Annotated in this window: 15 protein-coding genes; 2 read left to right on the top strand and 13 right to left on the bottom strand. The window is 54.1% G+C overall.

Annotation, left to right across the window (positions count from 1 at the left end):
- The 9 genes from OK412_RS19610 to fkpA form a co-directional block, all read right to left on the bottom strand.
- Positions 1-234, bottom strand: a 234-nt coding sequence (locus OK412_RS19610; RefSeq protein ID WP_229518746.1) for a GTP-binding protein, incomplete at its 3' end; no start/stop codon positions are given.
- A gap of 68 nt (positions 235-302) precedes the next feature.
- Positions 303-2,417: an elongation factor G gene (fusA, locus tag OK412_RS19605; RefSeq protein ID WP_010253020.1), complete on the bottom strand. Its 2,115-nt coding sequence runs from the start codon at positions 2,415-2,417 to the stop codon at positions 303-305.
- 90 nt (positions 2,418-2,507) lie between these two features.
- Positions 2,508-2,978, bottom strand: coding sequence for a 30S ribosomal protein S7 (rpsG, locus tag OK412_RS19600; protein WP_003852909.1), 471 nt, complete (start codon positions 2,976-2,978; stop codon positions 2,508-2,510).
- 96 nt (positions 2,979-3,074) lie between these two features.
- A complete protein-coding gene (gene rpsL, locus OK412_RS19595) occupies positions 3,075-3,449 on the bottom strand; it encodes a 30S ribosomal protein S12 (protein WP_003852912.1) in 375 nt (124 codons plus the stop codon).
- 124 nt (positions 3,450-3,573) lie between these two features.
- Positions 3,574-3,861, bottom strand: a complete 288-nt coding sequence (gene tusB / locus OK412_RS19590; RefSeq protein ID WP_010253026.1) for a sulfurtransferase complex subunit TusB — start codon at positions 3,859-3,861, stop codon at positions 3,574-3,576.
- A gap of 9 nt (positions 3,862-3,870) precedes the next feature.
- Positions 3,871-4,230, bottom strand: coding sequence for a sulfurtransferase complex subunit TusC (gene tusC, locus OK412_RS19585; protein WP_010253027.1), 360 nt, complete (start codon positions 4,228-4,230; stop codon positions 3,871-3,873).
- Positions 4,230-4,616: a sulfurtransferase complex subunit TusD gene (gene tusD / locus OK412_RS19580; protein ID WP_010671584.1), complete on the bottom strand. Its 387-nt coding sequence runs from the start codon at positions 4,614-4,616 to the stop codon at positions 4,230-4,232. The genes tusC and tusD overlap by 1 nt, the downstream gene beginning before the upstream one ends.
- A complete protein-coding gene (locus OK412_RS19575) occupies positions 4,616-5,338 on the bottom strand; it encodes a transcriptional regulator (RefSeq protein WP_010253029.1) in 723 nt (240 codons plus the stop codon). The genes tusD and OK412_RS19575 overlap by 1 nt, the downstream gene beginning before the upstream one ends.
- Before the next feature lie 166 nt (positions 5,339-5,504).
- Complete coding sequence (gene fkpA, locus OK412_RS19570) at positions 5,505-6,350, bottom strand: FKBP-type peptidyl-prolyl cis-trans isomerase (protein ID WP_010253030.1); 846 nt, start codon at positions 6,348-6,350, stop codon at positions 5,505-5,507.
- A 269-nt stretch (positions 6,351-6,619) separates the two neighbouring features.
- On the opposite strand from fkpA, the gene OK412_RS19565 reads away from it, so the two are divergent.
- A complete protein-coding gene (locus OK412_RS19565; RefSeq protein WP_010253031.1) occupies positions 6,620-6,838 on the top strand; it encodes a SlyX family protein in 219 nt (72 codons plus the stop codon).
- Between the two features lie 95 nt (positions 6,839-6,933).
- Here the strand turns inward: OK412_RS19565 and slyD are convergent, their stop codons facing one another.
- The 4 genes from slyD to kefG form a co-directional block, all read right to left on the bottom strand.
- On the bottom strand, positions 6,934-7,500 hold the full coding sequence (gene slyD / locus OK412_RS19560) for a peptidylprolyl isomerase (protein WP_010671583.1): 567 nt from the start codon (positions 7,498-7,500) through the stop codon (positions 6,934-6,936).
- A gap of 197 nt (positions 7,501-7,697) precedes the next feature.
- Positions 7,698-7,892, bottom strand: coding sequence for a YheV family putative zinc ribbon protein (locus OK412_RS19555; protein ID WP_010253033.1), 195 nt, complete (start codon positions 7,890-7,892; stop codon positions 7,698-7,700).
- Positions 7,893-7,915: 23 nt separating this feature from the next.
- Complete coding sequence (gene kefB / locus OK412_RS19550; RefSeq protein ID WP_191921927.1) at positions 7,916-9,721, bottom strand: glutathione-regulated potassium-efflux system protein KefB; 1,806 nt, start codon at positions 9,719-9,721, stop codon at positions 7,916-7,918.
- The gene (gene kefG / locus OK412_RS19545) at positions 9,722-10,273 is read right to left on the bottom strand and encodes a glutathione-regulated potassium-efflux system ancillary protein KefG (protein WP_010253037.1); all 552 of its coding nucleotides are present in this window, start codon (positions 10,271-10,273) and stop codon (positions 9,722-9,724) included.
- A 112-nt stretch (positions 10,274-10,385) separates the two neighbouring features.
- Here kefG and OK412_RS19540 point away from each other — a divergent pair, with 112 nt between their 5' ends.
- Entirely contained in the window at positions 10,386-12,290 is a 1,905-nt protein-coding gene (locus OK412_RS19540; RefSeq protein ID WP_010671582.1) for an ABC transporter ATP-binding protein, read from the top strand.
- Positions 12,291-12,292 lie beyond the last annotated feature (2 nt).

The raw sequence follows: 12,292 nt of genomic DNA, 5'->3' as shown, positions 1-12,292 counted from the left end.
CGCATAGTGGCGAGTCGGGGTTTCATACTCAACGTGTGAAGTGTTGATGGTGATACCACGTGCTTTCTCTTCTGGTGCGTTATCGATCTGATCGAATGCACGAGCCTGGCCGCCGTAAGTTTTAGACAGTACGGTGGTGATAGCTGCAGTCAGGGTGGTTTTACCGTGGTCGACGTGACCGATGGTGCCCACGTTTACGTGCAGTTTGTTACGCTGAAATTGCTCTTTCGCCATGGCGATAATTCCTTACGTTGTGCCTTCACCATCTGGGTGAAGGCATCAGTTCAAATTTAAACCGTAGCTTATTTGCTACGAGCTTCAATAACGGCCTGCGCTACGTTGTTTGGCGCATCGTCATACTTCAGGAACTCCATGGAGTAAGAAGCACGACCTTTGGTCAGAGAACGCAGCTGAGTTGCGTATCCGAACATCTCAGACAACGGAACTTCAGCGTGAATCTGAACGCCAGTAGCGTTAGATTCCTGCCCTTTGAGCATACCACGACGACGGCTAAGGTCACCGATGACATCACCCGTGTTCTCTTCTGGCGTTTCAACTTCAACCTTCATGATAGGCTCAAGCAGAACAGGTGTCGCTTGTTTAAAGCCTTGTTTGAAGGCAAGAGACGCGGCCAGTTTAAACGCCAGTTCTGAGGAGTCGACATCGTGGTAAGAACCGAAGTGCAGACGCACGCCCAGATCCACAACCGGGTAACCAGCCAGAGGGCCTGATTTCAGCTGCTCCTGGATACCTTTGTCAACCGCAGGGATGTATTCACCAGGAATCACACCACCTTTGATGTCGTTGACAAATTCGTAGCCTTTCGGGTTCGAACCTGGCTCCAGTGGGTACATGTCGATAACAACATGACCATACTGACCACGACCACCAGACTGCTTGGCGTGTTTACCTTCAACATCGGTAACTTTGTTGCGAATCGCTTCACGGTAAGCAACCTGTGGTTTACCCACGTTTGCTTCAACGTTGAACTCACGCTTCATACGGTCAACGATGATGTCGAGGTGCAATTCACCCATACCGGCGATGATGGTCTGGTTAGATTCTTCATCAGTCCATACGCGGAATGATGGGTCTTCTTTTGCCAGACGGCCCAGAGCCAGACCCATTTTTTCCTGGTCAGCTTTGGTTTTTGGCTCAACGGCGATAGAGATTACCGGCTCCGGGAACTCCATGCGCTCAAGGATGATGACGTTATCTGGGTCACACAGGGTGTCACCAGTGGTCACATCTTTCAGGCCGATCGCAGCTGCGATATCACCCGCACGAACTTCTTTAATCTCTTCACGCTTGTTAGCGTGCATCTGAACGATACGGCCCAGACGCTCACGGTTTGACTTAACCGGGTTGAACACGGTGTCACCCGTGTTAACAACACCAGAGTAAACGCGGAAGAAGGTTAAGTTACCCACGAACGGGTCGGTAGCGATTTTGAACGCCAGTGCAGCAAACGGCTCGTTGTCATCAGAGTGACGAACAGCCGGCGTGTCTTTACCGTCGTCCAGCATACCGTTGATCGCGGTAACGTCAGTCGGTGCTGGCAGATATTCAACAACTGCATCCAGCATCGCCTGAACACCTTTGTTCTTAAATGCAGAACCACAGGTTACCAGGATAATTTCGTTGTTCAGAACACGCTTACGCAGAGATGTTTTGATCTCTTCTTCAGTCAGTTCTTCACCACCGAAGAATTTCTCCATCAGCTCATCAGAGCCTTCAGCAGCGGCTTCAACCAGCTTCGCATGCCATTCTTCAGCCAGTTCCTGCATATCAGCTGGGATATCTTCGTAGACGAAGGTTACACCCTGGTCTGCGTCGTTCCAGTTGATTGCTTTCATTTTCACCAGGTCAACAACACCGGTGAATTTCTCTTCTGCGCCGATAGCCAGCTGCAGAGGAACTGGAGTTGCGCCCAGACGAACTTCCATCTGTTTAACAACTTTCAGGAAGTTAGCACCCATGCGGTCCATTTTGTTAACGAACGCAATGCGTGGAACTTTATATTTGTTAGCCTGACGCCATACGGTCTCAGACTGTGGCTGAACGCCACCAACTGCACAGTAAACCATTACCGCGCCATCAAGCACACGCATAGAACGTTCAACTTCGATGGTGAAGTCAACGTGTCCTGGGGTGTCGATAATGTTTACGTGGTGTGGTTCAAACTGCTTGGCCATACCAGACCAGTAACAGGTGGTCGCAGCGGAGGTGATGGTAATACCACGTTCCTGTTCCTGCTCCATCCAGTCCATGGTTGCTGCGCCGTCATGTACTTCACCGATTTTGTGGTTTACACCGGTGTAGAACAGAACGCGTTCGGTAGTGGTAGTCTTACCGGCGTCGATGTGCGCACTGATACCGATATTACGGTAGCGGGCAATGGGTGTTTTACGAGCCATTTGATTCCTCTGATTCTCGGACGTTCAAGGTAAGTCGACCCCAGCGGGTTGGCTGATTGAGCGCCCGCTGGTTTAACAACTACGTGGTGATTACCAACGGTAGTGTGCGAACGCCTTGTTGGCTTCTGCCATGCGGTGAACGTCTTCACGTTTCTTAACTGCTGTACCTTTGTTCTCTGCAGCATCAGAAAGTTCGTTCGCCAGGCGAAGAGCCATTGATTTATCACCGCGTTTACGAGCAGCATCTACGATCCAGCGCATTGCCAGAGCATTACGACGAACCGGACGGACTTCTACTGGTACCTGATAAGTAGAACCACCAACGCGACGTGACTTAACTTCGACAGTCGGACGCACGTTTTCCAGGGCTACTTCAAAAGATTCCAGCGCGTTTTTACCTGAACGCTGAGCCAGGGTCTCAAGCGCGGTATAAACGATTGATTCTGCAGTAGATTTTTTACCATCTACCATCAGGATATTTACAAATTTGGCCAGCAGCTCTGATCCGAACTTAGGATCTGGCAGAATTTTACGCTGACCAATGACGCGACGACGTGGCATGGAAATACTCCGTTGTTAATTCAGGATTGTCCAAAACTCTATGAGTTTATTATGACATTTAATTTAAAACGTTTGGCCTTACTTAACGGAGAACCATTAAGCCTTTGGCTTCTTCACGCCGTACTTGGAGCGAGCCTGCTTACGGTCTTTAACACCTGAGCAGTCAAGCGCGCCACGAACGGTGTGGTAACGCACACCTGGCAGGTCTTTTACACGACCGCCACGGATCAGGATCACGGAGTGTTCCTGCAGGTTATGACCTTCACCACCAATGTAGGAGGTAACTTCAAAACCGTTGGTCAAACGCACACGGCAGACTTTACGCAGTGCGGAGTTTGGTTTCTTAGGAGTGGTGGTGTACACACGAGTACAAACGCCACGTTTTTGCGGGCAAGCTTCCAGCGCCGGCACGTTGCTCTTTGCAACTTTGCGGACGCGTGGTTTGCGAACCAGCTGGTTAACTGTTGCCATTAAATAGCTCCTGGATTTGCTTTTGCTTCGTAAACACGTAATAAATCGCCTCGTAGAATTACGAGGAGGCAGAATTTTAGGGCTGAGTCAAAGGGGTGTCAAGAAATAACCAGGTTTTAGCCGATTACCAGACCATTTGTTGCTGATGCCTGATCGTTAGCGTGACAAACCCAGTATAGTCTACTGACTGCACACGGGTCGAAATTTGTCCAGCGAGACCGCGAGCCTGGACATCTTCGTCCAGCACCCAGAGCGTCGCTTCGCTCTCTGACAGTCGCATCAATGCGTGGCTGCCAGCTAAAGCGGCCAGCACGCCATCCTGCAACAGCAGCAGGTCATCACCCGCACCCGCCATTAAAAGCAGGCTCTCAAGGTCACAGTGTGCCGGTGAGTGCAGTAACGTATGCAGCATTAACGTCTCTTAAAAAGTAAGAATGCGATCGTAGCTGGCCAGCGTCTGTCGCAGTGCCGGCGCGTCCAGTAGCGTAACATCCAGCAACCGGTCAGCGTCAACCTCTAATCCACGCGCTATCAGCGATGTCCGGCAGAGATAGCAGTGTTCAATCTCATATAGTGCCAGCACGCCAAAGGTCGCGGCATAGTGACGGCTCTTAATCGTCTCAGGTTGCTGGTGCAGATTAAGCTGCAGCACGCCATCACCGATAAAAAACAGGCCGATATCCTCACTGAGCGCGCCCGTGGCCAGCGCGGCATCCAGCCCCTCACGTCCTGCGCTGCTGCCGTGCGGCGCCCGGGTAAAGACAAACGCGACCCGATTCATCAGAACTGCACCATGCGTTCACAGCTCAGCGCCGCTTCCGCCAGCGCGCCCAGCCCGCTCAGGGTAAAGCCCGGCTGCAGGTTACTGCCCGCCAGCTGGAGTCGTGCCGCTTCCTGCTGGTCGCTGACGCCACGACGCAGCGCGGCCGCCACACAAATATTCAGTGCCACACCCTGCTCCTGATGCAATGTCTGCCATGCGCGCACCAGATCAAACTCATCACTGGCGGGCGACGTCAGTTGGTTAGCGTTCAGCACCCCTTCGCGATAGAAGAAAACACTGTCAAGCTGATGGCCTGCCGTCAGCAGTGCGCAGGCAAACAGCCAGGCACTGGTCGCCTGTTGCGTACCGTAAGCCGGGCCGGTGACCAGCAGGGTGTAACGCATTACCGCTCCTGCCCCTGGAAGTCGCCATTTTTAAACTGACGGATATAGAGATAGACGGTGTGTTTGGAAATATTCAGCCGATCGGCCACCTGGTTGATGGCATCCTTGATGTCGAAGATCCCCTTCTCATACAGGTTCAGCACAATCTGACGATTCTTGGCGTTGTTCGATACATTACGGTCAGCACTCACCTCTTCAATGGTGAACTCCAGCGTCTGCATCACCAGATCGTCTACCGAACTGGCGAAGTTGACGTTGGAGTCAACCTGCTGCATCTCGGGCGGCATAAAGGTCGACATGATCTGTGAGAACGGCACATCAAGGTTCATGTTGATGCAGAGCAAGCCAATGACCCGCTGCTGACGGTTACGAATCGCAATCGTGACCGATTTCATCAGCACGCCGCTTTTGGCACGTGTGAAGTAGGCACGGGAGACATTACTGTCCGCGCCATGCATATCATGCAGCATACGCAGGGCTAAATCGGTAATAGGCGAACCGACTTTACGTCCAGTGTGTTCACCATTAGCGATACGCACGGCCGAACACTTAAGATCTTCAAGCGAATGCAGGACAATTTCACAATGCGAACCGATCAACATCGCCAGGCCATCTACGACAGCCTCGTACGATTTCAGAATATCGTAATCACTTTGTTCGAACGGGCGCTGCTCCAGAAGATCGAAGTCGCTCAGTTCACCCGGATTGAATGGATTAGACATTGAAGAGTATCACCCTGAATGGCTGGAGCCTGTCACAGCGGCTTATGGGCAGACTCAATATTGGGATAATTAGGCAGGCATTAGTCTGGCAAATGTCGTCGGCTTATGCCAGAGGTTTGTCGTGAAGCCGAAATGAAACCGCCGCCCGGAGGCGGCGGTCAGCAGATTACTGCGCTTTTTCTGCAGCAGCAGGCGCAGGAGCCTGTGCTTTTTCATCTGCCTTTGGCGCTGGTTTGATATCAAGCAGCTCGACATCAAACACCAGGGTGGAGTTAGCCGGGATGCCCGGAACGCCATTTTTGCCGTAAGCCAGATTTGGTGGGATCACCAGCTTGATCTTGCCGCCTTTCTTCACGTGCTTCAGACCTTCAGTCCAGCCCGGGATGACACCATCCAGACGGAATGAAAGTGGCTCGCCACGGGTATAAGAGTTGTCGAATTCAGTACCGTCAATCAGCGTACCTTTGTAGTTTACTACTACAGTATCGCTGTCTTTAGGTGCATCGCCGGTACCCTCTTTCTCAACTTTATACAGCAGGCCGCTTTCGGTTTTCTTCACGCCGCTCTCTTTAGCAAATTTGGTTGCGTAAGCTTCGCCCTTTTCAGAGTTCTCTTTCGCATCTTTTTCCATTTTCGCTGAGGCTGCGCCTTTCACGCGGCCTTCAAAGGATTGCAGCGTCTGCTCAATCTCTTCATCAGAGAGTTTGCTTTTGCCACCAAATGCATCCTGAACACCAGCGATCAGCTGCTGCTTATCCAGTTTGATGCCCAGTTTTTCCTGCTCCTTCAGGGAGTTGTCCATGTAGCGACCCAGCGAAGCACCCAGCGCGTAGGCAGACTGCTGGTCTTCATCTTTGAAGGCAGCATTTTTCGGTGCCTGAGGCGCAGACTGTGGCGCGGCGGCTGGTGCAGCCTGTGGCGCCGCAGCGGTATCTGCCGCCATTGCCAGCGGAGCATTCAGCGCAACAGCCATGGTGGTAGCTAACAATGTGACTTTAAACAGTGATTTCATCCATTCTCCAAAACCGAAGCGTCTAACCTCGGGAAACATTGCGGACTTCAGGGTCCACACTATAACTTTACGTGGCAGTGTCGAACACTCCCACAATGTAATTACCCGGTTAACCTCCGACCTTTATAACATCGGGAAGTTTCATCAGAGATGATGCCGCGCTGCCTTTTTTCAAGCGCAACGCCTCCGGGCGTGAAAAAAACAGGTGATTCCTGGCATTCAGATCGTAGAATCACGCCCCGAGTCGCACCTTAACAGAGGAACAGGTCATGCAACAATCTGAGTGGGAACAGCGTCTGGAGACGCTGGAGAGCAAACTGGCCTTTCAGGAGATGACTATCGATCAGCTGAACAGCGCGGTCGTTCAGCACGAGCTGGAGATGAATAAGATGCGTGAGCAGATGCGCATTTTAACCGACAAGCTCAAAGCGAATGCGCCATCGATCGTCGCCTCACAATCTGAAGAGACGCCACCACCGCACTACTGATCGCGGGCTATCTGGCCCCGGCTTACCCGGGCAGAACCAGAATACGCGACAAAAGAAAGGCCACCCGAGGGTGGCCTTGAAAGGTCTGTTGAGACTTAGTGGCTGCAGCCGCAGCCGCCAGTGCCACAACCGCCTTTACCCTGATCATGGTCGTGGTCGTGATCATGGCCGTGATCGTGGTCATGATGATGGCCATCTGCACCGTGAACGTGGCCATGAGCCAGTTCTTCCGGCGTGGCTTCGCGGATAGCAACCACTTCAACGTTGAAGTTCAGGTTCTGACCCGCCAGCATGTGGTTACCATCAACCACGACGTGATCATCTTCCACTTCGGTGATTTCTACCGGTACCGGGCCCTGATCGGTTTCTGCCAGGAAGCGCATGCCAACCTGCAGTTCGTCAACGCCCATGAAGACGTCTTTAGGAACGCGCTGCACCAGGTTATCGTCATACTGACCGTAGGCATCGTTTGCCGGGATATGCACGTCAAACTTGTCGCCGGCAATGTGGTTTTCCAGCGCATTTTCCAGACCAGAAATCAGGGAACCATGACCGTGCAGGTAGTCTAACGGTGCACTCACCGGTGACTCGTCAACTAACACGCCGTCTTCTGTACGTACCTGATAGGCCAGGCTTACCACCAGGTCTTTTGCTACTTTCATGATATCTCCTAACCGTTGAGAGCTGAGATCCCGTCTCATTGGTCTATTCTTTCGTGCAATAACACCAACCAGAAAGGTTCGGGGCTGAGTACAAGAGGGTTTTCACTTTCTCTTGCGACTACAGCGTTAATGGCGACAATTGTAACGGAATTCAATCCCGCTGTAAGTCCAGGCGTAAAAAAAGCTGCGCCATTCCGCTACTCAGGATGAAAAATACCGATAACCTGCTCATTAGTGCGAACCTGATCGCGCGCCTGCTTATCGGCCTCACGCATCTGGTGACCACACTTCACGCACTCCACCACATCGACATTATTTTCACGCCACATTGCCAGCGTGTCCTTCTCCTGGCAGTGCGGGCATGTCGCACCAGCAATAAAACGTTTACGCATTAGCTTCTGCCTGTTTAAAGAGGTTATTCATCATCGTCCCAGCCGTCGATCTGCCGCTTTTCGCGCTGCATTTCGCGCTGGAAGATATCTTCCAGTTCACGCCGCGCTTCACGGACGCGCGAAGCCTGCGCGCTTTCAGAGAGATTGGGCATCAGCTCGCGCAGCATCCGCATATCAAGATGGCGGAAATACTGCTGGGCGCGGTGCGCCTGATGCGGATGCATCCCCAGCGTCATCAGCGTTTTACGTCCCAGCTCCAGCGCACTGGAGAAGGTCTCACGCGAGAACTGCGTGACGCCCGCCTGAAGCAGTTCATGCGCTTCTACACGGCCCCGGGCGCGCGCCTGAATCTGCAACTGCGGAAAATGCTGCTGGCACAGATGTACAATCGTCATCACATCTTCGGGCTCGTTACAGGTGATCACAATCGCCTGAGCGCTGGCCGCACCAGCTGCCCGCAGCAACTCCAGTTCGGTGGCGTCGCCGTAATAGACCTTATAGCCATATTTCCGCATCAGACTGACTGCACTGATGTCGCGCTCAAGCACGGTGATGCGTTTGTTGTTCGCCATCAGCAAACGACCCACCACCTGCCCGAAGCGACCAAAGCCCACCACAATCACCTGCGGCTGATCGTCTTCGACAAAGTGTTTCTCTGCCTCGTCATCCGGCTCATTGAAGCGGCGTGCCAGCAGACGATCGATTCCCTTCATCAGCAGCGGTGTGGTCATCATCGACAGGGTCACCGTCACCAGCAGCATCGGCAGTTGTTCGCCAGAGAACAGCTTTGCCGAAGAGGCCGCTGAAAAGAGCACAAAGGCGAACTCGCCCCCCTGACTCAGCACGCCAGCAAACTGCTGCCGCTCAGAGCTGCGCAAGCCATAAATGCGCGCCAGCAGATAGAGCACCAGCGTTTTCACCGCCACCAGCGTCACGACACCCAGCAGGATGGTCACAATATGGGTATAGAGCACACCGAGGTTGAGCGCCATGCCAACCGAAATAAAGAACAGGCCCAGCAGTAAACCTTTAAACGGGTCGATGGCGACTTCCAGCTCATGCCGGTACTCGCTCTCCGCCAGCAGGATCCCGGCAATAAAGGTCCCCAGCGCCATCGACAGACCCAGCGCATCCATAAACAGCGCGGAGCCCAGCACCAGCAGCAGCGAAGCGGCGGTAAAGACTTCGCGCACGCCCGATGCAGCGATGTAACGGAAGATAGGCCGCAGCAGATAGCGTCCGCCTACCAGCATGCCGGCAAACGCCAGTACTTTCATGCCGACCTTCATCCAGTCGATATGACCGCTGTCGGTTCCGGCCAGCAGCGGGATCAGCGCCAGGGCTGGGATCACCGCGATATCCTGAAACAGCAACACCGAAAAGCCCAGTTGCCCCGCTTCGCTGCGGTTCATGCCTTTATCCATCATCAGCTGCAGGGCCATGGCGGTCGAGGACATCGCCAGACCAATCCCGCCAATGATCGCCGCCTGCCAGCTAAAGTTGGTCAGCCACAATAAGCCGCCCAGAATCGCCGCTGAGAAGATCACCTGCGCCGCGCCGACGCCAAAAATGGAGCGGCGCAGCGCCCACAGCTTTGCCGGGTTCAGCTCCAGCCCGATAATAAACATCAGGAACACCACGCCGAGCTCAGAGAAGTGCAGAATCTCGTCGACGTCGCTGATAAAGCCTAATCCCCACGGGCCGATAGCGATACCCGCCACCAGATAACCCAGAACTGCACCAATACCGAGGCGCGCCGCCACCGGTACAATCAATACCGCCGCGACCAGATAAATCACCCCGGCGGTCAGCAGCGTTTGCCCTTCCATCTATACCCCTCCATTCGGCAGCGGTGCCGCCAGCCAGTCGCCATAGGCGCGGGCGTAATTTTTCATTAATTCAGGACTCTGACGACGCGCCCAGTAGACGATCATCGGCGGCATCCAGTGCATACGGCACATCTGCGCGGTCAGCTCAAAAGGACGCATAATGTCATTGAGCGAATAGCGGTTCAGACCCTGATGTCTGAAGGCACTTTCCGGTTCTCCGGTGGTGACGACACTGCGCCAGTACTTTCCTTCCAGCGCATTGCCATCCACGCCATTGGCGAAACCGCGCGACAGAACTCTGTCCAGCCACTCTTTCAGCAGCGCCGGACAGCTATAGGTATAGAGCGGATGCTGAAAAATGATGACATCATGTTCACGCAGCAGCTGTTGTTCATGGTGAATATCGATAAAAAAATCCGGATAGGTTGCGTACAGATCGTGCACGGTAACGTGTTCCAGTGCCTGAGCCGGCTGCAGCAGAATCCGATTGGCGATCGAATCCTGTGATTCCGGATGAGCATAAAGCAGCAAAACCCTGGGTGGCTGCGACATCCTTTCCCTCCAAAGCGTCGTCATTGGTGCGGTTTTCCGCTACCATGCACGACGCAGCAAAATCTCATTATGTTGCCAGTAAATTAACATATTCTGACGATACGGCGCTTACATGATTGTCTTCTCAGCCTTACAAATTCGCCGCGGCATCCGCGTCCTGCTCGACAATGCCACCGCCACCATTAATCCCGGCCAGAAGGTCGGGCTGGTGGGTAAAAACGGCTGTGGAAAATCCACGCTGCTGTCGCTGTTAAAAGGTGAAATCACCAGCGATGCCGGTACCGTCACTTTCCCCACTCACTGGGCGCTGGCCTGGGTGAATCAGGAAACCCCTGCGCTGGATAAAGCCGCGCTGGAGTACGTGATTGATGGCGATCGCCAGTTTCGCCAGCTTGAAGCAGAACTGGCGGACGCCAATCTGCGTGACGATGGCAATGCCATCGCGCTGCTGCATGGCAAGCTGGATGCGGTGCAGGCGTGGAGCATCCATGCGCGCGCATCAAGCCTGCTGCATGGTCTGGGCTTCAGTCAGGAACAGTTGCAACGCCCGGTCAGCGACTTCTCGGGTGGCTGGCGCATGCGCCTCAACCTGGCACAGGCGCTGATTTGCCGTTCCGATCTGCTGCTGCTGGATGAACCGACCAACCACCTCGATCTCGATGCGGTGATCTGGCTGGAGCGCTGGCTGAAGAGTTATGAAGGCACGCTGATCCTGATCTCGCACGATCGTGACTTCCTCGATCCCGTCATCGACAAAATTATTCATATCGAACAGGAGTCGATGTTCGAATATACCGGCAACTACAGCTCCTTTGAGCGGCAGCGCGTCGCCAAACTGGCTCAGCAGCAGTCACTGTATGAGAGCCAGCAGGAGAAAGTGGCGCACCTGCACAGCTACATTGATCGCTTCCGCGCTCAGGCCACCAAGGCGAAGCAGGCGCAGAGCCGCATCAAGATGCTGGAGCGCATGGAAATGATTGCGCCCGCCCATGTCGATAACCCGTTCAGCTTCACTTTCCGCAAGCCGGAGAACCTGCCTAATCCGCTGATGAAGATGGAGAAGGTCACCGCGGGTTATGGCGATCGTATTATTCTCGACGCCATCAAGCTCAACCTGGTCCCCGGCTCGCGCATCGGCCTGCTGGGACGTAACGGTGCCGGTAAATCAACCCTGATTAAGCTGCTGGCGGGTGAGCTGGAGGCGATGGACGGCAAGATGGGTCTGGCGAAAGGGATCAAGCTCGGTTACTTCGCCCAGCATCAGCTGGAGTATCTGCGGGCCGATGAGTCACCGCTGCAGCATCTGTCGCGTATTGCGCCTGAGGTACTGGAACAGCAGCTGCGCGACTATCTGGGCGGCTTCGATTTCCGCGGCGATAAAGTCACTGAAATCACTGAGCGTTTCTCCGGCGGAGAGAAAGCGCGACTGGTGCTGGCGCTGATTGTCTGGCAGCGCCCTAACCTGCTGCTGCTGGATGAACCCACCAACCATCTCGATCTCGATATGCGCCAGGCGCTGACCGAAGCGTTGATCGACTTCGAAGGTGCGCTGGTCGTGGTATCGCACGACCGACATCTGCTGCGCGCGACCACCGACGATCTCTATCTGGTGCATGATGGCAAAGTGGATGTGTTTGAAGGCGATCTCGAAGATTATCAGAAGTGGCTGAGCGATCTGCAGAAGCAGCAGGCGCAACAGGATGCCGCGCCGAAGCAGGATAACGGCAACAGTGCCCAGGCGCGTAAAGACCAGAAGCGTCGTGATGCTGAACTGCGCACCCAGACGCAACCGCTGCGCAAAGAGATAGAGAAGCTGGAAAAGCAGATGAGCAAATGGCAGAGCCAGCTGGCCGAAGCCGAAGCTCAGCTCTCAGACAGCGCTATCTATGAACAGAGCCGTAAAGCGGACCTGACCACCGCGCTGCAGCGTCAGGCGGAGAGCAAATCTGCGCTGGAAGAGGTGGAGATGGCGTGGCTGGAAGCGCAGGAACAGCTCGAACAGATTATGGCCTCATAAAA

Source organism: Pantoea sp. JV6 (assembly GCF_025910055.1).
GTDB classification, from domain to species: domain Bacteria; phylum Pseudomonadota; class Gammaproteobacteria; order Enterobacterales; family Enterobacteriaceae; genus Pantoea; species Pantoea agglomerans.
Note: the sequence above shows the minus strand (reverse complement) of the source record. Positions and strands in the feature narration are given on the sequence as shown.